General features: G+C 60.5%; 22 protein-coding genes. 9 read left to right on the forward strand and 13 right to left on the reverse strand.

The annotated features are described in order from the left end of the window. Positions 1 to 13: 13 nt before the first annotated feature. From yidD to rpmH, 3 genes are read right to left on the reverse strand one after another with little or no spacing between them, the layout of a single operon-like run. Complete coding sequence (yidD, locus tag LVE68_RS10760) at positions 14 to 247, reverse strand: membrane protein insertion efficiency factor YidD (RefSeq protein WP_232940343.1); 234 nt, start codon at positions 245 to 247, stop codon at positions 14 to 16. After that, entirely contained in the window at positions 244 to 633 is a 390-nt protein-coding gene (gene rnpA / locus LVE68_RS10765; RefSeq protein WP_232940344.1) for a ribonuclease P protein component, read from the reverse strand. Before rnpA ends, yidD begins: the two co-directional genes overlap by 4 nt. Positions 634 to 668: 35 nt before the next feature. Continuing rightward, positions 669 to 803 (reverse strand): 50S ribosomal protein L34, encoded by a 135-nt coding sequence (gene rpmH / locus LVE68_RS10770; RefSeq protein ID WP_091514029.1) that lies wholly within the window; start codon positions 801 to 803, stop codon positions 669 to 671. 505 nt (positions 804 to 1,308) lie between these two features. On the opposite strand from rpmH, the gene dnaA reads away from it, so the two are divergent. The 4 genes from dnaA (at position 1,309) to gyrB (ending at position 7,692) form a co-directional block, all read left to right on the forward strand. Beyond that, on the forward strand, positions 1,309 to 2,871 hold the full coding sequence (gene dnaA, locus LVE68_RS10775; RefSeq protein WP_232940345.1) for a chromosomal replication initiator protein DnaA: 1,563 nt from the start codon (positions 1,309 to 1,311) through the stop codon (positions 2,869 to 2,871). 33 nt (positions 2,872 to 2,904) lie between these two features. Next, positions 2,905 to 4,011 carry a DNA polymerase III subunit beta gene (gene dnaN / locus LVE68_RS10780; protein ID WP_232940346.1) on the forward strand — a complete coding sequence of 369 codons (1,107 nt, stop codon included), beginning with the start codon at positions 2,905 to 2,907 and terminating at the stop codon, positions 4,009 to 4,011. A 134-nt stretch (positions 4,012 to 4,145) separates the two neighbouring features. Then, positions 4,146 to 5,258 (forward strand): DNA replication/repair protein RecF, encoded by a 1,113-nt coding sequence (gene recF / locus LVE68_RS10785; RefSeq protein WP_232940347.1) that lies wholly within the window; start codon positions 4,146 to 4,148, stop codon positions 5,256 to 5,258. A gap of 13 nt (positions 5,259 to 5,271) precedes the next feature. After that, positions 5,272 to 7,692: a DNA topoisomerase (ATP-hydrolyzing) subunit B gene (gene gyrB / locus LVE68_RS10790; RefSeq protein WP_232940348.1), complete on the forward strand. Its 2,421-nt coding sequence runs from the start codon at positions 5,272 to 5,274 to the stop codon at positions 7,690 to 7,692. Positions 7,693 to 7,822: 130 nt separating this feature from the next. On the opposite strand, the gene LVE68_RS10795 is transcribed toward gyrB, so the two are convergent. The 4 genes from LVE68_RS10795 to LVE68_RS10810 all read right to left on the reverse strand — a co-directional run bounded on the left by LVE68_RS10795 (position 7,823) and on the right by LVE68_RS10810 (position 10,354). Further along, on the reverse strand, positions 7,823 to 8,500 hold the full coding sequence (locus LVE68_RS10795; RefSeq protein WP_232940349.1) for a hypothetical protein: 678 nt from the start codon (positions 8,498 to 8,500) through the stop codon (positions 7,823 to 7,825). Beyond that, positions 8,497 to 8,769, reverse strand: coding sequence for a hypothetical protein (locus LVE68_RS10800; protein WP_232940351.1), 273 nt, complete (start codon positions 8,767 to 8,769; stop codon positions 8,497 to 8,499). The genes LVE68_RS10795 and LVE68_RS10800 overlap by 4 nt, the downstream gene beginning before the upstream one ends. 312 nt (positions 8,770 to 9,081) lie before the next feature. After that, positions 9,082 to 9,765 (reverse strand): phosphoadenosine phosphosulfate reductase domain-containing protein, encoded by a 684-nt coding sequence (locus LVE68_RS10805; protein WP_232940352.1) that lies wholly within the window; start codon positions 9,763 to 9,765, stop codon positions 9,082 to 9,084. A gap of 139 nt (positions 9,766 to 9,904) precedes the next feature. After that, the gene (locus LVE68_RS10810; RefSeq protein WP_232940353.1) at positions 9,905 to 10,354 is read right to left on the reverse strand and encodes a GNAT family N-acetyltransferase; all 450 of its coding nucleotides are present in this window, start codon (positions 10,352 to 10,354) and stop codon (positions 9,905 to 9,907) included. 197 nt (positions 10,355 to 10,551) lie between these two features. Here LVE68_RS10810 and LVE68_RS10815 point away from each other — a divergent pair, with 197 nt between their 5' ends. Continuing rightward, a complete protein-coding gene (locus LVE68_RS10815) occupies positions 10,552 to 12,720 on the forward strand; it encodes a TonB-dependent receptor family protein (RefSeq protein WP_232940354.1) in 2,169 nt (722 codons plus the stop codon). 171 nt (positions 12,721 to 12,891) lie between these two features. Continuing rightward, positions 12,892 to 13,236, forward strand: coding sequence for a hypothetical protein (locus LVE68_RS10820; RefSeq protein WP_232940355.1), 345 nt, complete (start codon positions 12,892 to 12,894; stop codon positions 13,234 to 13,236). A 168-nt stretch (positions 13,237 to 13,404) separates the two neighbouring features. Here the strand turns inward: LVE68_RS10820 and gmhB are convergent, their stop codons facing one another. The 3 genes from gmhB to glyQ form a co-directional block, all read right to left on the reverse strand. Then, entirely contained in the window at positions 13,405 to 13,953 is a 549-nt protein-coding gene (gene gmhB, locus LVE68_RS10825; RefSeq protein ID WP_232940356.1) for a D-glycero-beta-D-manno-heptose 1,7-bisphosphate 7-phosphatase, read from the reverse strand. 83 nt (positions 13,954 to 14,036) lie between these two features. Continuing rightward, positions 14,037 to 16,118 (reverse strand): glycine--tRNA ligase subunit beta, encoded by a 2,082-nt coding sequence (glyS, locus tag LVE68_RS10830; protein WP_232940357.1) that lies wholly within the window; start codon positions 16,116 to 16,118, stop codon positions 14,037 to 14,039. Beyond that, positions 16,118 to 17,086: a glycine--tRNA ligase subunit alpha gene (gene glyQ, locus LVE68_RS10835; RefSeq protein WP_232940358.1), complete on the reverse strand. Its 969-nt coding sequence runs from the start codon at positions 17,084 to 17,086 to the stop codon at positions 16,118 to 16,120. Before glyQ ends, glyS begins: the two co-directional genes overlap by 1 nt. A gap of 225 nt (positions 17,087 to 17,311) precedes the next feature. Between glyQ and LVE68_RS10840 the strand changes: the two genes are divergently transcribed. Both LVE68_RS10840 and LVE68_RS10845 read left to right on the forward strand, forming a co-directional pair. Further along, positions 17,312 to 18,196, forward strand: a complete 885-nt coding sequence (locus LVE68_RS10840) for a lysophospholipid acyltransferase family protein (RefSeq protein WP_232940359.1) — start codon at positions 17,312 to 17,314, stop codon at positions 18,194 to 18,196. Positions 18,197 to 18,267: 71 nt separating this feature from the next. Next, positions 18,268 to 18,729 carry a hypothetical protein gene (locus LVE68_RS10845; RefSeq protein ID WP_232940360.1) on the forward strand — a complete coding sequence of 154 codons (462 nt, stop codon included), beginning with the start codon at positions 18,268 to 18,270 and terminating at the stop codon, positions 18,727 to 18,729. Here LVE68_RS10845 and LVE68_RS10850 read toward each other — a convergent pair. Further along, positions 18,715 to 19,950 (reverse strand): NupC/NupG family nucleoside CNT transporter, encoded by a 1,236-nt coding sequence (locus tag LVE68_RS10850; RefSeq protein ID WP_232940361.1) that lies wholly within the window; start codon positions 19,948 to 19,950, stop codon positions 18,715 to 18,717. The two genes, LVE68_RS10845 and LVE68_RS10850, sit on opposite strands and share 15 nt — an antisense overlap. A gap of 43 nt (positions 19,951 to 19,993) precedes the next feature. Between LVE68_RS10850 and LVE68_RS10855 the strand changes: the two genes are divergently transcribed. Next, the gene (locus tag LVE68_RS10855) at positions 19,994 to 20,605 is read left to right on the forward strand and encodes a CDP-alcohol phosphatidyltransferase family protein (RefSeq protein WP_232940362.1); all 612 of its coding nucleotides are present in this window, start codon (positions 19,994 to 19,996) and stop codon (positions 20,603 to 20,605) included. An 84-nt stretch (positions 20,606 to 20,689) separates the two neighbouring features. Here LVE68_RS10855 and LVE68_RS10860 read toward each other — a convergent pair whose 3' ends face one another. Both LVE68_RS10860 and trkA read right to left on the reverse strand, forming a co-directional pair. Beyond that, complete coding sequence (locus LVE68_RS10860) at positions 20,690 to 22,141, reverse strand: TrkH family potassium uptake protein (protein ID WP_232940363.1); 1,452 nt, start codon at positions 22,139 to 22,141, stop codon at positions 20,690 to 20,692. 117 nt (positions 22,142 to 22,258) lie between these two features. Next, positions 22,259 to 23,644, reverse strand: coding sequence for a Trk system potassium transporter TrkA (trkA, locus tag LVE68_RS10865; protein WP_232940364.1), 1,386 nt, complete (start codon positions 23,642 to 23,644; stop codon positions 22,259 to 22,261). Positions 23,645 to 23,661: the final 17 nt, after the last annotated feature.

The following is a 23,661-nucleotide window of genomic DNA, read 5'->3' on the forward strand; positions in this document are numbered from 1 at the left end:
TTCTAGAGGGTTGCTAATGGTCTTGTTCGTCGGAAGCGGGTGGAACCGGATCCAGGCCGCCGGGGTGCCAAGGGTGGCATTTTATAAGGCGACGTCCGGTTAAATAACCCCCCTTTAGGAATCCGTGTGCTTTTAATGCCTCCTCCGCATAATGGGAGCAGGTGGGATAGAAGCGGCACTGGTTGCCCACCCAGGGACTGAGCAGGTAGCGATAGACGTGAATCAGCCTGATCGCCAGCCAGGTCATCGTTTCTTCTCTTCGGATTCCTGTACCCGGCGGGCCAGCTTGCGCCACTGTTTGTCGAACAGTTTTGCCAGTGCGGGCCGGTCGAGGTCGCCGATTCCCGGGCGCGCGATTACCACGACGTCCACGGCCGGCAGGCGGTGCTGGCGCAGGCGGAAGCTCTCGCGGGCAATTCGCTTGATTCGATTGCGGTCAGTGGCGTTGCGGACGTGTTTTTTGGCCACCACGAGGCCCAGGCGCGGGTGCCCGAGATCATTGGGGACAGCGAGGATCAGGAGGTTGGGGTGCGCGGCGCGTACCTGGGTGCCGGAAAATACGGCGCGGTACTGTGCCGCGTTAAGCAGGCGCAGCGGCTTGGCAAATCCGAAGTCGCTGCGTTCCTGTTGCATATATAAGGAAGGACGTCCCGCGGGGCGGGGCGAACTTATGCAGACAGGACCTTGCGACCCTTGGCGCGGCGACGGGCCAGTACCTTGCGACCGTTTTTGGTGGCCATACGGGCACGGAAGCCGTGGTTGCGCTTGCGCTTCAAGTTGCTGGGCTGGAATGTACGTTTCATGGTCTTGCTACCTGAGACTTTGTATTCGGATATTCATGGGGCGAACCCCGGCCGCTGGCTCTGCTACCGGCCCCTTGTGGGCGGAACTGTGCGCTGCGAAGGCGGCGGATTGTATAGAAAGGCAGCAGTGAAAGCAACGCAGGGGAGGGTGAATTCATTGGAAATTGCCCTTCGCCCGTTTAATTCTAGACCCACCGCGGGGGTGACCGATCGGACGCTCCTGGCGGGGCCATGTGCCCACCGGTTGATACCAAGATATTCACAGGTTGCTGTGGATAAAATTCCATCTCCTTTTGTTCGGGGTGGTTATATATTGTTCAAACCCTTGAAAGTAGGGCATTTTTTTGCCGATGTTTTTTAATAAAAAGCTTTCCTGTTGTGGATAACCAGCGCCGCGGGGGGGTATAATCTCTGCTCTTTTGCGCGGCCCCACAGGCTCTTTCCCGGGCTACCGGCTCTGCCGCGACATTCATATACAGTTTTTCTGGGGTTTTTGGGGGGTTCCTTGTCTGAGTCCGTTTGGAAGCAGTGCGCGGCCTGTTTGCAGGATGAATTGCCGTCACAGCAGTTCAACACCTGGATCCGGCCGCTGCGGGTAACTTCCGCCCATGCCGCTGAGCTTCGCCTGCAGGCCCCTAACCGATTCGTCCTTGATTGGGTCAACGGGAAATTCCTCAACCGTATCCGGGAACTGGTGGCCCATTACAGTGGTGGGCAGGCCCCGGAGATTGTCCTGGAGTCCGCCGCCCGTGGGACTGCGCCGCGCTTTACGCGCGGTCGCCGGGGAGACGCGGCAGCATCAACGGATCGGCCCGAGGCCCGTGCGCCAGCAACCCTGGCCGAGGAGGCTGGGGCTCCCCAGGCGGTAGCGGCTGAAGAGGCCACTGCAGACCAGGTGAGCAGCGGTGAGTTGGCGCTTACTGACCCGCGCCCAGCCGTTGCCTCAGCGCCGCCATCACCTCCGCCGACGCCGGTAGGGGGCAACCCCACTGGGCGGGTGTCCAGCGATGGCGGGCGCAACGTCGAGGTGGAGGGTGCCATCAAGCACGGTAGCTCCCTCAACAGGAACTTTACCTTTACCTCCTTTGTAGAGGGTAAGTCCAACCAGCTTGGCCTGGCTGCGGCACAACAGATCGCCGATAACCCTGGTGGGGCCTATAACCCTCTGTTTATTTACGGTGGTGTGGGCCTGGGCAAGACCCACCTGATGCACGCAGTGGGCAACGCGCTTCTGGACCGCAATCCGAATGCCAAGGTGGTCTACCTGCATTCCGAGCGGTTTGTGGCGGATATGGTGAAAGCCCTGCAGCTGAACGCGATCAGCGATTTCAAGCGCTACTATCGCTCGGTGGACGCGCTGTTGATTGACGATATCCAGTTCTTTGCCGGCAAGGAGCGCTCCCAGGAAGAGTTCTTCCACACCTTCAATGCCCTGCTGGAAGGTGGGCAGCAAATCATCCTGACCTGCGATCGTTACCCGAAAGAGATCGATGGGCTGGAGGAGCGCCTCAAGTCCCGTTTTGGCTGGGGCCTGACTGTGGCGGTGGAGCCGCCGGAGCTGGAGACGCGGGTCGCGATCCTGATGAAGAAGGCGGACCAGGTGGGCGTGGACCTGCCCCACGACTCGGCTTTCTTCATCGCCCAGCGGATCCGCAGCAATGTGCGCGAGCTTGAGGGCGCGCTGCGACGCGTTGTCGCCAACGCGCAGTTTACCGGCAGGCCGATCGATGACGTGCTCGTGCGCGAGGCACTGAAGGACCTGCTGGCACTGCAGGACCGGCTGGTGAGTATCGACAATATCCAGCGGGTGGTCGCGGAATACTACAAGATCAAGGTGGCAGACCTGCTCTCCAAGCGCCGCAGCCGCTCGGTGGCACGGCCCAGGCAGGTGGCCATGTCCCTGGCGAAGGAGCTTACCAACCACAGTCTGCCGGAGATAGGTGACGCATTTGGTGGCAGGGATCACACGACGGTGCTGCACGCCTGCCGTAAAATCCGTGAGTTACAGGAATCCGACGCAGATATTCGCGAGGATGTGAAACTGCTGACTCGCTCCCTGACGACCTGACCCAATAAACGACAACACAAGGCGATAAGACCCATGAAATTCAATGTGAGCCGGGACGCCCTGCTGAAACCGCTGCAACTGGTGGCTGGCGTGGTAGAGAAGCGCCAGACTTTGCCGGTACTGGCAAATGTCCTGATGCAGCTGCGCGGGCAGGAGTTGTCCCTCACCGGTACTGACCTGGAGGTGGAAATTGTTGGCCGCCTGCCGGTAGACGCCGTTGAACTGGAGGGTGAGGTGACGGTTCCGGCGCGCAAACTGCTGGATATCTGTCGTTCCCTGCCCGATGGTGCCGAACTGAAGTTCGAGCGCGATGGTGAGCGCCTGATCCTGCGCAGTGGCCGCAGCCGCTTCCAGCTCTCCACGCTGCCGGCCACGGATTTCCCCAACCAGGAGGAAACCAGTGCGCAGACCCGCTTCTCAATTTCCCAGCGCGAAATCCGCCGCCTGATCGAGGCCACCGGTTTTGCCATGGCGCAGCAGGACGTCCGCTATTACCTCAATGGCCTGTTGCTCGAGTGTCGCCCGCAGCAGCTGCGTGCGGTGGCCACCGATGGGCACCGCCTGGCCCTGTGTGACCGCGATGCGCCGGGCCTCAATGTGGAAGGCCCGCTGCAGGCAATCCTGCCGCGCAAGGGTGTGCTGGAGCTGGGTAGGCTGCTGGAAGATACCGACGCTACTGCCGAGGTAGTGCTGGGTAACAACCATATCCGGGTGATCAGCGGCCAGTTCACTTTTACCTCCAAGCTGGTGGATGGCAAGTTCCCGGACTACGAGCGGGTGTTGCCGCGTGCTACCGGTAATGAGATTTACGCCGACCGCCAGGCGCTGCGCCAGGCGTTTTCCCGTGCGGCAATCCTCTCCAACGAGAAATACCGCGGTGTGCGCCTGCAGATCTCCGAAGGGCTCCTGCAGATCGTGGCCAACAACCCCGAGCAGGAGGAGGCCGAGGAGCAGGTGGTCGTGGACTACGTTGGTGAGCCGCTGGAAATTGGTTTTAACGTCAGTTACCTGCTGGATGTGACTGCTGCGATCCACAGTGACCAGATTCGTATCGGCCTTGCTGACGCAAACAGCAGCGCGCTGCTCCAGCAGCCGGAAGAGGGCGATGCGCTGTACGTCATTATGCCGATGCGGCTGTAAGCGATCTTAGTGACTGCCTGCCGTATCCCACTCCCACTCTTCTGCGCCGGGGTCTTCCGGAGCCCGGCGTACCCCCTTCCGTCCCCTTTGCCAGCGCCTGTTGATTCCGTGTCGCTGGGCCCGGAGTCGCTGCGGTGACCCTGCGCCGCCTTGCCCTGACTAATTTCCGCAATATCCCCCATGCAGACCTTGTGCTTGGGCCGGGGGTTAACCTGTTCTGTGGCATGAACGGCTCGGGCAAGACCTCCCTGCTGGAGGCAGTGCATATGCTGGCCAGTGGGCGGTCTTTCCGCACGCGGCAGCACCAGTCCGTGATCCGTGAGGGGGCTGACCAGTTGACCGTGTTCGGGCAGCTGGAGCGGGGTGACTCGCTCGGGATCGAGCGGTTGCGTGCCGGGGGAGGGCGTATCCGTGTAAACCAGGAGAATGCAGGGTCGAGCTCTCAGCTCGCCGCATTGTTGCCCCTGCAGGTGATCAATAGTGAGAGTTTTTCGGCACTGGATGGTGGCCCGGGGGTGCGCAGGCGCCTGCTGGACTGGACGGTGTTCCACGTGGAACATTCCTTTATCGAGGCCTGGAAAAGCTACCAAATCGCGCTGAGACAGCGAAATGCACTGCTCCGTCGTGGTAAAATCGGGAGTGATGATATCGGCATCTGGGAGCAGAGGCTGGCGGTTACCGGCGATACGGTAGACCGCCTCCGGCGCGAAGCGTTTGTCGCCCTGGAGGCCGCATTCTTCCAGTTCCTGGATGATATTCCTGATTCCCCCGTGCGGCGGGTGGAGTTCTCCTATCGCCGGGGCTGGCGAAAGGATGCCGATCTACTCGAGGCGCTGGCGGCGTCCAGGGAGGCGGACCTTGCGCAGGGGTATACCCGGATTGGTCCGCAGCGAGCAGACCTGCGGTTCAGCGTAGCCGGCGAGCCGGCACACCAGATCCTGTCCCGGGGCCAGCAGAAGATGCTGGTGTGCGCGCTCAGGGCCGCCATGGCAGAGGTGGTCATGCGGCGCGGAGAGCGCCCGGTCTTTCTTGTGGATGACCTGCCTTCGGAGCTGGACCCGGAAAATCAGTTGCAGTTCGCCCGCTGGGTGAGCAGGGTGGCCGGCCTGGTGCTGGTAACCGGTATTGATCCAGAGATTACGAGCCGGCCCTGGCGGAAGCTGGGCCAGCCATGGAATACCCCGACCATGTTCCACGTGGAACATGGAACAATCAGAGCTGTCCCGCTGACAGCCGATAATAGTTGAATGGAGTAATTCAATGTCAGAGCAGAACAGCTATGACTCCAGTAGTATCAAGGTGCTGAAAGGCCTGGATGCGGTGCGCAAGCGTCCGGGGATGTATATCGGCGATACGGATGATGGTACCGGTCTCCACCATATGGTTTTTGAGGTGGTGGACAACTCCATCGACGAGGCTCTGGCGGGACACTGTGATGAGATCCGGGTTGTCATTCACCCGGATGAGTCTGTATCCATTTCCGATAACGGCCGTGGTATCCCCACTGAAATGCACGAGGAGGAGGGGGTTTCTGCCGCCGAGGTCATTATGACCGTGCTGCATGCCGGCGGTAAGTTCGATGACAACACCTACAAGGTGTCCGGTGGCCTGCATGGAGTGGGTGTATCGGTGGTAAATGCGCTTTCAGCAGAGCTGAAGCTCACCATTCGCCGCGGTGGCAAGATCCACGAGCAGGTCTACCATCATGGCGTGCCCCAGGGGCCGCTGGCCGTTGTCGGTGAGACGGATACCTCCGGTACCGCAGTGCATTTCAAGCCGTCTGACGAGACCTTCAGCAATATCCAGTTCCACTTCGACCAGCTGGCCAAGCGCCTGCGGGAACTGTCTTTCCTCAACTCCGGCGTGCGCATCGTGCTGAAGGATGAGCGTTCCGGCAAGGAAGAGGTATACGAATACGAGGGCGGCCTGCGGGCTTTCGTGGAGTTCCTGAACCACGCCAAGACCCCGATCAACAAGGTCCTGCATTTCCAGAGCCAGCGGGAAGACGGCATCGGTGTGGAAGTGGCCCTGCAGTGGAACGACAGCTTCCAGGAAAACCTCTTCTGTTACACCAATAATATTCCCCAGCGGGACGGCGGCACCCACCTGGCGGGTTTCCGTGCCGCGCTGACCCGCGGGCTGAACAATTACATTGAAAAAGAAGGACTGGGCAAGAAGGACAAGGTCCACACCACCGGCGATGATGCCCGTGAGGGCCTGACCGCCATCATCTCGGTCAAGGTGCCGGACCCCAAGTTCTCGTCCCAGACCAAGGACAAGCTGGTGTCCTCTGAGGTGAAGCCGGCTGTCGAGCAGGAAATGGCCCAGTATTTCAGTGAATACCTGCTGGAGAACCCACAGGAGGCCAAGTCTGTTGTCACCAAGATGATCGACGCGGCCAAGGCCCGAGAGGCCGCCCGCAAGGCGCGGGAGATGACTCGCCGCAAGGGCGCGCTGGATATCGCCGGCCTGCCCGGCAAGCTGGCGGATTGCCAGCAGAAGGATCCGGCGCTGTCAGAGATCTACTTGGTGGAGGGTGATTCTGCCGGCGGCTCCGCCAAGCAGGGTAGGGACCGTCGCACCCAGGCGATCCTGCCGCTCAAGGGCAAGATCCTCAATGTGGAGAAGGCACGCTTCGACAAGATGCTTTCCAGTGCCGAGGTCGGCACCCTGATTACCGCCCTGGGTTGCGGTATCGGCAAGAGCGAGTTTGACCCGGACAAGCTGCGTTACCACTCCATCATCATCATGACGGATGCTGACGTGGATGGCGCGCACATCCGAACCCTGCTTCTGACCTTCTTCTTCCGCCAGATGCCGGAGCTGATCGAGCGGGGCCATATCTTTATCGCCCAGCCACCGCTGTACAAGATCGCCAAGGGCAAGCAGGAGCAGTACCTGAAGGATGAGGGTGCCCTGACCCAGTTCCTCACCAATGCCGCCCTGGACAGCGCCACCCTGTATGTAAATCCCGAGGCTCCGGGCCTATCCGGCGAGTCCCTGGAAAACCTGGTGGGCGAGTACCGAGCAGTGCTGAATACGATCGACCGGCTTTCCCGGGTTTACCCGGAAGAAGTGCTGCGCAGTATGATCTACCAGCCCAGCCTGACACCCGAGGACCTGCAGTCCCGGGAAAAGATGGAAGCCTGGTGCGAGAAGCTGCAGGAGCAGCTGCTGGAGGAAGCCAATGGCGGCGGCCGTCGCCACGAACTGACGGTCCAGGAGAACACCGAGCGGGGTCTCTTCCTGCCGCATGTACACATTGTTGCCCATGGTGTCAGCAGCGATTACCTGATCAACCACGAGTTCTTCGAATCGGCGGAATACCGCTCGATACGTACTCTCGGGGAAAAGATGGTGGGCCTGATGGAAGAGGGCGCCTTTGTACAGCGCGGTGACAAGCAGCAGCCGGTCAGCAGCTTCCCGGAAGCCCTGGAGTGGCTGATGAATGAGAGCCGCCGCGGCTATAGCATCCAGCGTTACAAGGGCCTGGGCGAGATGAACCCGGACCAGTTGTGGGACACCACCATGAACCCGGAAACCCGTCGTATGCTGCAGGTAACCGTGGAGGATGCCATTGCCGCGGACCAGATCTTCACCACCCTGATGGGCGACCAGGTGGAGCCGCGCCGGGACTTTATCGAGAGCAATGCGCTGGCGGTAGAGAACCTGGACGTCTGATGTGCGGGCGGATTGTGTGATGAAAACATGCGGCCGAAGAGTCGGCCGCAACATATCCCGTAGCTAAAACCGTAATTTGCAAATAGCTCATGAGACAATGTGAGTTGAGTTTCAGGTCAATTACGAGTTCTCAATGGAGAGCTTGTGCCAGCGCGTTTAGTTTGTCGAACTTTTCATGATCTCTCGTGATGGTGTCGAATACGTGGATGCTGAAAAGTTTTGTATCCGTATAGAACCTTACAGTAGTCGCGCCTCCACCCGCCTTTTTATATTTAACTGGCGCAAGCGTTGCAGGCTTGCCATTTACCAATATATTTCCAGAGGCCTCTCTTACTCGTAGACGAGTCACGTCTGGATCAGTAAGAAAGCTATACTCAGTTAAGAACACGATACCCAAAATCGGATGCTGAAACTGGTATGTGAGAGAATGTATGGCTCCATCAGAAGACGGGTCTCCCCCAAGTCTCACTAACTCAGCCCGATCAAACTCGCTTCCTTCGAGATTAATTGGTGAGAAGCCAAGTTGCCCAAGCTGTTGAAAATTACTCACCTTTGTACGAGCCGTTAAGCGCGCACGTAAATCACGCCCTTCAGGTCGGTCAACGGTAATGTAACCATTGGCATTGAGCTCGCTATCCCACTGCTTCGCTTGTTCCGACATAATCTTAAGTTCCTCGTCAGCAGCAGTAACTGAACGGGGGTCAGAAGATTTATCTATCAAAATGTGCATCTTGAACTGATCTTGAGATGCGCCGGCAAGTGCCAAACTAGGGATAAGAGTGAGAATAAAGAGGATTAAATATTTCATACCTCACACTCCTTTCTGGCGCTGGATCCTTCAGCTTTCTCAATAATGGCACCACCTTGCTCAGGGTCACAAAATAGGTAGGTGTGAGTGGCCTGTATATTGAATTCATTAAGGGTATAGCCAGCTACTTCGGGCTCATCATGATTGCCGGTGGCAAAGGAAGACTGATTGCTTGTCGAAAATGGCGCAGGAGCATAGTGCTGATTGGCTACATAGCCTCCAGGTAGTAACTTGGTGAAGTGCTGGGCGTGAATGATTAGTTTATGCATTGTTGCCGAGGCAACGGATGTGGAGCTTACATCCCCCCCCCGGATGAATCACATAAAACATTGTTAGAAGAGCTAGTTGTTGGAAAGGCTGAATAACTATCTGCTGAGCAAAAAAGGCCAAAAACACAAAAGAGAAATCTATTCTTCATAATCAGGTCTCCAGCTAGAAAAATCCCGATTACGCTAAGAGCTACATCCAATCAGATCCAATGGTTATTTTGAATACAAATAAGAGCCACTATCGCAAAGTGTAATTAAGTAAAGTTCTGCAGGGGCAGTGTCCGGCCAGAATCCCGCACACTAATCCCTCGCCTATTTTTCCAGTAACAGCCCACACTCCCGGTGTTCCTCGCCCTTGGTGGGATCGAAGTAGACATCATTGTCCGGGAGCTCGTTTTCGTACACGTACTCTTCCACGTCCAGTTCGGTCAGGTGGAACATGGGCGCCACCCGGATGGTGCCGTGGTTACCCTTGGTGAAGATATCCAGGTTCTTGCGATGCGCGTTCTGGTCGTGGCGGATGCCATTCAGCCACACATCCGGCTTCAACTCCTGCATCGCCCGATTGAACGGCTCGAGCTTGACCGTGCGGGAGAAGAAGTCGTGCTCCGGCGTGTCCAGTGGTGGGATACCGCCGTAGACCGCGTTGTAATGCGCCGCGGACATCTTCGGGGAATAGGTGTATAGGTTCAGGTCGAGTTCCTTGATCAGGCGCTCGATATGCCGGTAGGTCTCAGGCGTGTTGTAGCCGTGGTCGACCCAGATCACGGGAATGTCCGGCTTGGCGCGGGTGACCAGGTGCAGGAACGCGACTGCCAGCGGCCTGAAATTGGTGAAAACCACCGGGTTCTCCGCGTGCTCCATGGTAAAGCCCATGATCTCGCTGGGCTTGGCTGCCCGGAACTGTTCGTTCATGGCCTGCAGGTCGGCACCATGTTGAAAAGTACGGTGTACAGAGAGAGGCTGGGCGATGGCGCTGGTCGTTCTGCTTTCCACGTCAGGATTTCCCGGTCGGACTTCTGGATTGGAGTCCGCATGCTACTGTGTCCAGGGTTGACTGAAAAATACTAAAAAAGAGTCAATATAGACTGATCAGTTATATAGGACATCGGTGGCCGAGACCCGTCTTGCCTGCTCAGGCGCTGCGTCGCTGCTGCTGCCGACGTTCCATCAGTAGCTCCTGTTGTCCGGCCACCGGGTTGCTATTGCGGTCGACTTCAACAAAGCCGTGCCGTTGCAGGAAAAAGCGACCACCCAGGTTTTCCTCCAGGATCCTGGCCCGGCTCACGTGACCTTCCTCCAACAGGTGTTCCAACAGCAGGCTGCCGGCACCGCTGCCCTGCGCGGCGCGGGCCACAAACAGGCAGCAGAGCTCGCCATCCCGATTTACCGCGATCAGCCCATCGGCCCGCTCCAGGCCCCGCATTGAGAATACATGTACCGCATCGGCACCCAGTGAATCACGGAAAACCACCAGTCGGGCCTCCCAGAACCGCCGGGGCAGGGACGGGTGTGCCTGGCTGAAGGTATCGATCCAGAGGCGCTCGAGGCGTTGTCGATCGGCAGGTACCAGAGGTCGAATCATTGATACACCGTAAGTAAGTACTCGCCGACGAATCTTAATCCGGCATCCCCGCGCTTCCTAACAGGCAGTAGACGGATAAGTACCACGGGGCAATCTCTCACTAATAAGTGTGGCGCACTCGTAAAACTGATAGTAAAATGGAATCATTCTCATTAACAAATTCAATTCAATAACGCGTTACCGTCCATGGAGGATGCATGACCCGCTTTGTCCTGTCGCCACTGGCATTGGCCCTGGCTACTTCTCTCTCTGTACCTGCCCTTGCTGAGGAGGGCGCACCCACTCTGGAAACCCTGTCAGTGATTGGCGACAGCGAGTCGGCCAAGACCCTGCCCGGTTCCGCCCACCTGGTGGACGCAGAAGAACTGGCGAAGTTTGAGTTTGTGGATATCAACCGCATCGTGCGCGGCGTGCCCGGTGTCTACCTGCGCGAGGAAGACGGCTACGGCCTGCGCCCCAACCTGGGTATCCGCGGTTCCGGCAGTGGCCGCTCGGGCAAGATCTCGCTGATGGAAGACGGTGTACTGGCGGCCCCGGCCCCCTACGCGGCGCCTTCCGCCTATTACTTTCCCACCGCCGGCCGACTCAACGGCATTGAGGTCCTGAAGGGCCCGGGCACCCTCAAGTACGGTCCCTTCACCGTGGGTGGCGCGGTGAATATGCTCAGCACCCCGATTCCCGAGGCCACCACCGGCGTCGTGAAAGTTGAAGCCGGTGAGAACGGCGAAAACCGCCTGCATACCTATTACGGAAGCAGCACCGAAACCACCGGTTTCCTGGTGGAGACCCACCAGCAATACGCCGATGGCTTCCGCGAAATCGATCGCGCCGGTTCCGCGGATATCCAGAAAGAGGATTACCTGGTGAAGGGCCGTATCAAGTCCGACGCCAGCGCCGCCTACCAGCAGCAGCTGGATATCAAGCTGCAGTACTCGGAAGAACTGTCGGGCATGAGTTACGTGGGCCTGACCGACGCAGATTTTGCCGCGGACCCCAACCGCCGCTACGGCCTCACCGCCCTGGATGAGATGCAGAACCGCCACAGCACGGTACAGCTGAATCACAGCATCGCGCTGAACGAGAGCTTCACTGTCCACACGCAGGCTTACTACAACAAGTTCAAGCGCGACTGGTTCAAGGCCGACAACGCCGGTGACCTGATCGACGCTGCCAACGGTGGTGATACCCTGGCGCAGGCCATCCTGGATGGCGACGCCGATTTCGATGGACTGGAGGTCAAGCACAACAACCGCAAGTATGACTCCCGCGGGTTGCAAGTAAGTGCTAACTGGCAGCTGACCACAGGCGCCATCGCCCACGACCTGGACTTCGGGGTGCGCCGTCACTGGGACGAGGTGGACCGTTTCCAGCCCGTGGAGCTCTACAACCAGGTGAATGGCAACCTGTCCTTTGTGGAGAAAGAACTCCCCACAGGCGGTAATAACCGGGTGGAAGAAGCCGACGCGACCTCTCTCTTTATTTATGACGACATCGCCCTGGCGGAAGACCTGACCCTCACCGCGGCCCTGCGTTACGAGGACATCAGCACCGAACAGCAGCGCTACGATGATGTCGAGCGCAACCTCGAGGGCGGCTATCGCTCCAACGAGGTGGACGAGTGGCTGCCGGGCGTGGGCCTGGTTTACGACGTCAATCAGCAGTGGAGCCTGCTGGCCGGTGTCCATCGCGGTTTCGCCCCTCCCGGTGCCGGTTCGAAGGACGGCGTGGGTGCCGAGCTGTCTACTAACTACGAGTGGGGCGCGCGTTTCGATAACGGCAACCTGAACGGTGAGCTGATTGCCTTCTACAGCGATTATGAGAACACCGTGCAGAACTGCTCCGTGGCGGTACCCTGCCCGGATGGCGCCGACAGCGGTACCTTCAGCCTGGGCGAAGCGGAGATTCAGGGCCTCGAGGCCGCCATTGGCAGTGAGTGGGCACTTGCAAACGGCTGGATTGTCCCGCTGCGCGCGACCTATACCTACACCGATGCCGAGACTACCGAGGACAGCGACGATGGCGCCATCCTCGCCGGAGACAACCTGGCCTACCTGCCGGAAAATGTCTTTGCCCTCAGTACCGGTATCGACAGTGGCGCCAACTGGCGGGTGAACCTGACCGCGGCATTCCAGGATGAGATGTGCGTGAACAGCGACTGCAACCGTGGTGGTACCAATCAATACGATTACACTGGTTCCCTCTGGGTGCTGGACGCGGCGGCACATTACGACTTCAGCCAGGACCTGAGCGGCTACCTGAAAGTCGATAACCTGCTGGACGAGCAGGAGATCATCAGCCGCAGCCCGGATGGTGCCCGCGCCAACAAACCGCGCACCGCGATCGTGGGTGTGAAGTACGTGTTCTGATCCAAGAGAGCAGGACATGATTCAGGAAAGGCCGCGACATTGTCGCGGCCTTTTTTATGCCCGGTAAAAATACCCCCGCGTCAGCCGCAATCGGGTTGAACAATCCGCTGGCGCTACCAGATCCCTCCAGGGGAACCTACATTGTAAACACCGATCCCGGAGGAAATGCGCATGCGATCCACACTCGCCATTGCCGGCCTGGCTGTGTTCCTGCTGCAAGTGGCCATTGCCCGCGCCGAACAGCCATCCGCACCCGCTGACGAAGCCGGCCAGCGGGCGATCGCCATCGCGGCCGATCACCTGGATATCCGTGCTGACCGCCTTGCGGTTCTTTCCGTCGAGGCACGGACCTGGACCGATTCCAGCCTCGGCTGCCCCAAACCCGGGCGCCGCTACCTGCCCGGTACCTTCGATGGCTTTGTCGTTACGGTGGCCCATGGCAGTGAACGTTATAGGGTTCACCTGGGTGACGATCGCGGGCTGGTCTGTGAGGGTGTGCTGCGGGAAGGGCCCTGATAAATACTCAGATACCTGGTATCGGGTCGGCTACGCAGTATCGAAACGGCCAAAAATATCCATAACCATTTCGATACTTGCAGATAAAGGCGAGCGGGAAAGGTTTCTGATCGATGTGCCGTGTCCAGCTCGTGGGCAAGGCGCAGCAGAGTGCACGGCCAGGAAATACTATTGCAGCAAGAAATCGGCAAATTGTGCCAGGTTCTCGAACAGGATGGTTTCCACCAGTCCTTCATCGGGATTGCTCACCAGTTGCTGCAGTGTTTCCTCACCACAGCCGGTGCGCACCAGGACCGGTTTGCATCCTTTGCCCACGGCGGCCTGCAGGTCACGTAGCCGGTCCCCGACGAAGTAGCAGTCGTGCAGGCTGGTATCGAACTCCGCCTCGATCACATCCAGCAGGCCAGTGGCGGGCTTGCGACAGCGGCAGCTGTCGGCATCGTCATGGGGGCAGTAAAAGATAGCCGCCACCTCGCCGCCGGCATCCTCCACCAGTGCGCGCATTTTGGCGTGCATGGCCTCCAGGTCATCCAGGTCAAACCAGCCGCGGGCCAGGCCGGGCTGGTTGGTGGCGATGGCGAGCTGGTAACCGGCCCGGGAGAGTTCGGCCATTGCTTCGATGCTGCCGGGCAGGGGTGTCCAGTCGTGGGCACTGCGGCAGCCACCTTCCACTTCCCGGTTAATCACCCCGTCCCGGTCGAGTACGATGATGGTCATAGTCCAGATCCGGTTGCGCCACCGGGGGCGCCTGCCTACTGGCGGGCGCCCCTGGTTTGCGGGCCAGAGTTATTTGGCCTGGGTTATTTGGCCGGTGCCAGCAGGGAAATATCGGCAACTTCCAGGAACAGCGCGCGCAACTGCGCCAGCAGTGCCAGTCGGTTGTCCCGCAGCTGCTCGTCTTCCGCCATTACCATGACGTTGTCGAAGAAGCTGTCGACCGTTTCCCGCAGGCCGGACAGTCCGGCCAGGCCATCGGTAAACATGGCTGCAGCGTACAGCGGTTGCACCTGTTCCTGGGCGTCCCGGACCGCTGCGTAGAGGGCTTTTTCCGCATCTTCCTGCAGCAGCTCCTCGTTCACGGAGGCGGGCACCGGGCCATCCAGCTTGGCGAGTATATTGGATACCCGCTTGTTGGCCGCGGCGAGAGCAGCGGCTTCCGGCAACTGGCTGAAGGTGTGCACCGCGTGCACCCGGTTGTCGATATCGAGCGGACGGGACAGTTTGCGCGCGGCTACCGCCATAAAGACCTCGGCGGGAATCCCCTGGTCCTCATAGCGGGCGCGGAAGCGCTCGAGCATATAGGCGAGGGCCTGTTCCACCACCGTGTTGTATTCGCCCAGGGCAGTGCGCGGATAATTGTCGCGGGCCAGCTCCAGCAGGGTACGCAGGTCCAGGTCCAGTTTCTTCTCCACCAGCAGGCGAATCACCCCGAGGCTGGCACGGCGCAGGGCGAAGGGATCGCGGGAACCACTGGGCGGTTGGCCAATGCCGAAAATACCCACCAGGGTATCCAGGCGGTCTGCCAGGGCCAGCACAGTCCCGGTTTCACTCTTGGGCAGCTCGTCGCCGGCGAACTTGGGCATGTACTGTTCATACATGGACTTGGCCACGTCCAGTGGCTCGCCATCGTTCTCGGCATAGTAGTAGCCCGCCACACCCTGCAGGTCGGCAAACTCGAATACCATCTCGGTGACCAGGTCCGACTTGCACAACTTGGCGGCGCGCTCGGCCTGGCTCTCGTCGGCGCCGATGGCGGCGGCGATTTTCGGCGCGAGTACGGCAAGTCGCTCGGTCTTGTCATAGATGGTGCCCAGCTTCTGCTGGAAGATCACCTGCTTGAGTTTTTCGCGGCGGGCCTCGAGGCTGGTCTTCTTGTCGGTATCGAAGAAGAAGGCGGCATCGGACAGGCGCGGGCGGATCACCCGCTCGTTACCCTCGATGACCTGCTTCGGGTCCTGGCTCTCGATATTGGCCACGGTGACGAAGAACGGCAGCAACTGGCCATCACCGTCCACCACGTGGAAGTATTTCTGGTGTTCCTTCATGGAGGAAATCAGGGCTTCCGCCGGGACGTCCAGGAAGCGTTCCTCGAAGCGGCCAGTGAGCGCCACCGGCCATTCCACCAGCGCGGTGACTTCATCCAGCAGGTCGTCGTCGATCACCGCCTCACCGTTGACGTTATGGGCCTCGGCGGTGACCTGGTCGCGGATCATCTCGCGGCGCTCGGCGAAATCCACCACTACGTGCCCGGGGTCGCGCAACTGCTGGACATAATCCTGCGGGGAGTGCACTTCCAGCTCGCGATCGCAGTGGAAACGGTGGCCTCGGCTGGTATTGCCGGCCCTGAGGCCGAGCACTTCGCCTTCAACCACGGCGTTGCCGAACAGCATCAGCAGCCAGTGAACCGGGCGCACAAACTCCTCGCGGCGGGCACCCCAGCGCATCCGCTTGGGAATCGGCAGCTGGGCCAGCGATTTCTCGACGATGCCGGGCAGCAGGCTCACGGTGTCGGCCCCTTTCTGTTCGCTGACAAAGGCCAGGCGCTCGCCCTTGTCGGTGTCCTTGCGGGACAGCTGGTCCACGGTGACGCCATTGCTGCGGGCGAAGCCCTCGGCGGCCTTGCTGGGCTTGCCATCCTTGTCGAAGGCGGCTTTCACTGCCGGGCCCAGCTTCTCGATCTGCTTGTCCCGCTGGCGCCCGGCCAGGCCGGTGACGGACACGGCCAGCCGGCGCGGTGCGGCGTAGGCCTTCACTTCGCCGAACTCCAATTCGGCACCCTCAAGGCCCTGTTTAATCCCTGCGGCAAAAGCCTCCATCAGGGTGTGCAGTGCGGTCGGCGGCAGTTCCTCGGTGCCCAGCTCTACCAGAAAATCCTGCGCCATTACTGCTTCTCCTCTTGTTCGGACTGCTGTTCCGGCTGCTCCGCCAGAATCTCTTTGCGAATGGCTTCCGCGGCCAGCGGAAAGCCCAGTGCGCGGCGCGCATCGTAATACGCCTGCGCCACGGCGCGGGCCAGGGTGCGCACGCGCAGGATGTAGCGCTGGCGCTCGGTTACCGAGATGGCGTGACGCGCATCCAGCAGGTTGAAGGCGTGGGATGCCTTCATCACCTGTTCATAGGCAGGCAGCGGCAGGCCCAGCTCGATCATGCGTTGGCTCTCGCGCTCGCAGTGATCGAAGGTGTTGAACAGGAACTCCACATCCGCGTGCTCGAAGTTGTAGTGGGACATCTCCACTTCGTTCTGGTGGAACACATCGCCATAGGTCACCGGGCTGCCGTCCGGGTTGCGGGTCCACACCAGGTCGTAGATGGACTCGACGTTCTGCAGGTACATGGCGATGCGCTCGAGGCCATAGGTGATCTCGCCAGTTACCGGGTAGCACTCCAGGCCGCCCACCTGCTGGAAATAGGTGAACTGGGTCACTTCCATACCGTTCAGCCACACCTCCCAGCCCAGGCCCCAGGCACCCAGGGTGGGGGATTCCCAGTTATCCTCGACAAAGCGGATATCGTGGATGGCCGGGTCCACACCCATGGCGCGCAGGCTGTCCAGGTACAGCTCCTGGATATTGTCCGGGGACGGCTTCATCACCACCTGGTACTGGTAGTAGTGTTGCAGGCGGTTGGGGTTGTCCCCATAGCGACCGTCGGTGGGGCGGCGGCAGGGCTGCACGTAGGCGGCATTCCAGGTTTCAGGGCCGATAGCGCGCAGGAAAGTGGCCGGGTGGAAGGTGCCCGCACCCACTTCCATATCCAGAGGCTGTAGAATGACGCACCCCTGGCGCGCCCAGTAATCCTGCAGGGCAAAGATCAGCCCCTGGAAAGTGCTTAGGTCGTATTGCTTGGACACCGCTATCTCCGGATATGTGTTATGTGCGGCCCGCGTGGCGGCCCCGCACTGGGGCCCGGCCGCGAGCGCGGGCAAAGGGTCGCAATTATAGCGGTAGCGGGGAGCGCACTAAACCCGTGGGGCAGGGTGCGCGGCCCCGGCACCGCAATCAATCACCATAATGGAGGGACAGGGCCGCGGGCCCGCGGTTCCATGTTCGTGTAACTGGCAGAGGAAGTTGTTGTCTTGGATATCAAGGGCCGGTTGGCGCTATTCACCCTGAAGCTGGTTGGCCGTCTGCCGTTGCGCTGGTCGCGCCGGCTCGGCCGTGTGGTGGGCTGGCTCGCGGTTTTGACCCGCGGCGAGACACTGCGCCTGACCCGTATCAACCTGGAGCGCTGTTACCCGGCCATGGACGCCCGTGAGCGCGAGCGGCTGGCGCGGCAGAGCGTGGTACACACCGCCATGACCGGTTTCGAGGTGGCCACGGTCTGGCAGCAGCCCTGGAGCCGCAGCGAGGACCAGATTATCCGGGTGCGCAACCAGCAGCTCCTTACCGACGAGGTGGATGAGGAACGCGGCGTACTGGTGCTGATCCCGCATATCGGCAACTGGGAGATCTTCGGCATGTACCTGGCAACCCTGGGGCCGGCCACCGCCCTGTATGCCCCGCCCAAGCTGGCTGCCCTGGACCCGGTGATTCGCGGCGCCCGCGAGGCCACCGGTGCGAGGCTGATGCCGACGGATATCCGCGGCGTGCGGGCGCTGCTCAAGGCCTTGAAGGCCGGTGAAATTGTGATGGTGCTGCCGGACCAGGAGCCCGACAGTGGCGGCGACTTCGCCCCCTTCTTTGGACGCCCGGCCCTCACCATGACCCTGGCCCACAACCTGCTGCAGCGCACCGGTTGCCGCTGTGTGTTCGGTTTCGGCAAGCGGGTGGATGACGGCTTTGAGCTGGTATTGCTGCCCGCAGAGCAGGCCATTTACAGCGACGAACAGAAGGTCTCACTGGCGGCAATGAATCGTGGTGTGGAGGCCTGTATTGGCGAGGCACCCGAGCAGTACCAGTGGGAGTACAAGCGCTTTCGCCGCCAGCCCGAGGGAAAGAGCGCCATCTATCGCAAGCCCTGAGGCCCACTGCGCCCGACTGGCTGCATAACCCGCTATGCTGGTGCTCTCGACTGACAAGAGTGCCGCCAGCCATGACTGAAGACTCCTCCCGCAAACTGCTTCTGGCGCAGATGGCCCTGCTGTCGGCGCTGGGGCTGGTGGTCGCCACTGTGGCCGCCCTTGTCTGGGGCCTGCTGCCCGGTATCAACCCCCTGTTCCAGTGGATGCTCGCCGACCTGGCCGGCACTGCCTGGTTCTATCCCCTGGTCGGGTTGCAGGACCTGGTGATCAATATGCTGCTCTGGTCGCCGGTGGCACTATTGATAGTGCGTATGCCTGCGGGCAATACCCCCCTGTTGCTGGGGGCGGCGCTGGTCCCGGCACTGCTGGGGATGAGCTGGCCGCTGTGGCACCTGGCCGGGGCAACCGGGCTGGGGCTGCGCGAGGTGTTGGCACTGCTGGTGCAGCTGGCGGCCCTGCCGCTGGTGTGGTTGCTGCTTTCACGCCGGCGCGCGGGCAAGCCGGCATCCAGCGCCCCGTCAGCCGCCGTGTAGCAGTCCCACCACCGTACCCGTCATGCAGGTGGCCAGCAGGCCGGCGAACAGAGCCCGGGTGGCCAGGTAGGCCACCTCCGCGGTACGCCCGGGCACGATGGTGGAAATGGTACCCACCACCAGGCCCAGGCTGGCAAAATTGGCAAAACCGCAGATGGCGTATACCAGCACCAGGTAGCTGTGTGGCGACAGGGCGCCGGGACCCAGCTCGGCGATGCGCTGGTAGGCAACAAACTCATTGAAGATCAGTTTGATGCTCATCAGCTCCGCTGCCTGGCCCAGGTCGGCACTGTCCACACCCATCAGCCACACGATCGGGTGGAAGAGGAAGGAAGCCAGGTACTCGAGCGTGACCCCCTCACCGAACAGCGCACCCAGCAGCGCATTGACCAGGTAGATCAGCGCAAACAGCACCATAATCATACCGATGATATTCAGCAGCAGCCTGACGCCGTCCTCGGTGCCGCGCACCAGCGCGTCGAGGGTGCTCTGGGCCTCGCTGCGCACCGGGGGGATATGGTGCTGCTCGCGGTCGGCGGGTGGGACCCACAGCTGCGCGAACAGTACAGCCGCGGGCATGCTGACCAGCGATGCCACCAGGATATGCCCGGCCGGGTTGGCGATGATCCCATCCAGCTGGCTGGCGTATAACACCATGACGGTCCCCGCGACCGTGGACATGGCGGCGGTAATCAGCAGGAACAGGGTAGAGCGGGACATGGATTCGAAATAGGGGCGTACCAGCAGAGGCGCCTCGACAATACCGAAGAAGACACTGGCGGCGACGCTGAAGGTCTGCAGGCCATCCAGGCGCAGGGCCTTCTGCAGCAGGAAGCCGAGCCCGCCGATGATTTTCTGTAGAATGCCCCAGTAGAACAGGATGGCGGAAAGGGCACTCATCAACAGTACGATGGGCAATACCTGGAAGGCGATAATAAACGAGGTGCCGGGGCCGTCGGCCTCGAACGGCAGCTCCGCACCGCCCAGGTAACCGAACATGTAACTGCTGCCGGCCAGTGCCGCCTGCTCCAGTACCTTGACTGCACTGTTGAGGCCCAGCAGCAGGTCCTGTACCCAGGTGACCCGCAGCATCACCCAGGCGATGGCGAACTGCAGCGCCAGGCAGGCGACAATCATGCGCGGCGATATCGCACGGCGATTTTCACTCAGTAAAATCGGGATCGCGGTAAATACCAGGATCCCCAGCAAACCTTGCCACATAAACAACATTTCCCCCCGCGCAAGGCGGCGCGATTACTAAACCATGACAGAGACACCAGCAACGACTCCCTGGCGCCATGTGCCCAATCTTCTCTCCGCCCTGCGCATCCTGTTGATTCCGGTCATTATCTGGTTGTCACTGAACCAATATGCCGAGGCTGCACTGGCGGCCTTTATGGTTGGTGCCCTGACGGATTTACTGGACGGCCAGTTAGCCCGGCGCTGTGGCTGGCATTCCCATCTTGGGGCAATGCTGGACCCGGTAGCGGACAAACTTTTTGTGCTCTGCCTGATGCCACTGATCTGGCAACTGAGTTCCGTGCTGGCCCTGTTCGTGTGGCTGGTGATTATCCGTTACACCCTTCAACTCAGTGTTTTCCCGGTATTGATGGGCTGGCTAAAGCGGCCGTTCAAGGTTGCCCCCAGGCTGGTACCCAAGGTGGCAACCCTGGTTGCCTTCCTGGTACTCGGCCTGGGCTTCGCCCAGCCGGTGGCACTGGAGTGGACGCCGCACTATACCCACACCGGAAACTTCTTTGGCCGCTCTATCCAGGCTGCGAGTGCCTTCGGTTGCCTGCTGGAAGCCTGGGTGCTGGTCACCTTCCTGCCCCGTTACGCACAGATTATCGTCGGTACCCACGATACTTTCGAATAGCGACGGTAACCGAATCACGGCCACGGGCCTGGTAATTGTCGCGGCCGCAGCGGAACTATTACCCGGGCCGGGCGCAACGTTGTGTCAGTGACGCCAGAAAGCCGGGGTCAGTAATACCAGCAGGGTAAAGATTTCCAGCCGGCCCATCAGCATTGCCAGGATCAGGAACCACTTGGCCACCTCATTGACCGACCCATAGTGCGCGGCTGCATCCCCCAGTGCCGGGCCGATATTGCTGAGGCAGGAGGCCACGGTTGAAAAAGAGGTGACAAAATTCTCACCGGTGGCCATCACGATAATTGTCAGCACAAAAAACGACAGGATATAAACCGCAAAAAATCCCCACACGGCATCGGTCACCCGGTCCGGTACGATCTTGCCGTTGACCTTGATCGGCACCACCGCGTTGGCGTGTACCAGCCGGTTCAGTTCGCGCATACCCGATTTCATGATCAGCATACCGCGTACCGCCTTGATGCCCCCGCAGGTGGAGCCGGCACAGGCGCCGAGAATCCCCAGCATCAATAACACATAGGGCAGGAAGGCCGGCCAGGCGGAGAAGTTTTCCGAGGCGAAACCGGCCGTGGTACCAATGGAAACCACCTGGAAGAAACCGTGCAGGAAGCTGCTGCCGGGAGAAAAAATCCCCAGCCAATAGAGGTAAAGGCTGATCAACACCGCGGAGCAGAGGGTCAGGGTCACCCAGAAGCGAAACTCGGAATCCCGCCAGTAATGGCCCAGGGTGCGATTGCGGAAGGCGAAGAAGTGTAGGCCGAAGTTGATTGCCGCGGTGAACATGAAAAAGATACAGATCGCCATGATGGCATGGTTGTTGGCGTAGAAGCCCATGCTGGCGTCGTGGGTGGAGAAACCGCCGTTGGCCACGGTGGAAAACGCATGGCCCACCGCATCAAACACCGTCATGCCGGCCCACCAGTAGCCGAGGCCGCAGAGCACGGTGAGGATAATGTAAATCACAAACAACGCCCGTGCCGTCTCGGCGATCCGTGGCGTCAGCTTGGTATCCTTGACCGGTCCGGGTGTCTCCGCCTTATACAGCTGCATGCCGCCGATACCCAGCATCGGCAGGATCGCCAGTGCGATCACGATCACCCCGATACCGCCAAACCACTGCAGTTGTTGCCGGTAGTAGAGGATCGCTGGCGGCAGGCTGTCCAGCCCGGTGATCACCGTGGCGCCGGTGGTGGTGAGCCCGGACAGCGACTCGAAAATTGAGTCGGTGATACCCAGGTTGGGTTGCGGGCTGATAATCAGGGGCAGGGAACCGAAGCTGCCCAGTACCAGCCAGAAAAGCGAGGTCACCACAAAGCCGTCACGGGTGCGCATCTCCTGGCGCAGGTCGTGTACCGGCAGCCACATGAACAGGCCGGTAATCAGCGTGATGGCGAAGGCGATGCTGAAGGCGGTATGGGTGCCGTCTTCATACCACAGGGACACGCCGATGGGCGGCAACAGCGTCAGGCTGAATACCGTCAGCAGGATCCCGAAAACTCGCGCAATTACTGCAATTCGCATCGGCGCCTATCAGCCTGTTATTGAATATGTTTTGGTAGGAGCGGCCCATGGCCGCGAAAAGCGCAGGGCGATGGCGCCCCTGATCGCGGCCATGGGCCGCTCCTACAAAATAAAAACCTAGAAAAAACTGAATCCCACCTGGAACAACTGCTCCACATGGCGCGTGTGGCGACGGTCCACCAGGAAAACGATGACGTGGTCATCGGTCTCCACCACCACGTCGTCATGGGCAATCAGCACCTCGCTGCCGTGATCCCGCTCACGCACGATGGCGCCGATGGCGGCCCCCTCCGGCAGGTCGATGTCCTCGATCTTGCGGCCCACCACCTTGGAGGTGCGCTTGTCGCCGTGGGCGATCACCTCGATGGCCTCGGCGGCGCCACGGCGCAGAGAATGCACGTTGACCATATCGCCCCGGCGCACATGGGTCAGCAGGCTGCCGATGGTGTTCTGCTGCGGCGAGATGGCGATATCGATCTCACCGCCCTGCACCAGCTCGACATAGGCGCGGTTGTTGATCAGGGTCATTACCTTGCGCGCCCCCAGTCGCTTGGCCAGCAGCGACGACATGATATTGGCCTCGTCATCGTTGGTGAGCGCGAGGAAAACATCCGTGTCCTCGATATTTTCCTCCAGCAACAGGTCCTGGTCCGAGGCGCTGCCGTGCAGGATGATGCTGTTGGAGAGCTCTTCCGACAGGTAGATGCAGCGCTCGTGGCTCTGCTCGATGATCTTGACCGTGTACCGGTTCTCCAGCTTGTGCGCCAGGCGCAGGCCGATATTGCCGCCGCCGGCAATGGTTACGCGCTTGTAACCGTGCTCGAGGCGCCGCAGCTCACTCATCACCGCGCGAATGTCGGCGCGGGCGGCAATAAAGAACACCTCGTCACCGGCCTCGATGACGGTGTCACCCTGGGGAATGATGGGGCTGTTGCGGCGGTAGATGGCCGCCACGCGGGTATCCACCTTGGGCATATGCTGGCGCAGGTAGCGCAGCTGGTGGCCCACCAGCGGCCCGCCCTGGATCGCCCGTACCGCCACCAGCTGTACGCGGCCACCGGCGAAATCCAGCACCTGCAGCGCACCGGGGTGCTCCATCAGCCGGGCAATATACTCGGATACCAGTTGCTCGGGGCTGATCAGCACGTCGATGGGAATCGACTGGGGGTCGAACAGTTGCGGGTACTGCAGGTAGGCGGCGGCGCGCACCCGGGCAATCTTGGTGGGCACGCGGAACAGCGAGTGGGCAATCTGGCACGCGGCCATATTGGTTTCGTCGTTGTTGGTGACCGCCACCAGGATGTCGGCATCCTCGATTCCGGCTTCCTGCAGGATATCGGGATGCGAGGCGTGGCCGGCGACAATGCCGATATCGATGCGGTCGCGTAACTCGCGCAGGGTTTTCTCGTCGCTGTCCACCAGCACAATATCGTTGCGTTCGGAAGCCAGGCTTTCCGCCAGTGAGCCTCCCACCTGGCCGGCGCCGAGAATGACAATTTTCATATTATTGAGTTTGGCTC

This window comes from Microbulbifer sp. YPW16 (genome assembly GCF_021290385.1).
Classification (GTDB): domain Bacteria; phylum Pseudomonadota; class Gammaproteobacteria; order Pseudomonadales; family Cellvibrionaceae; genus Microbulbifer; species Microbulbifer zhoushanensis.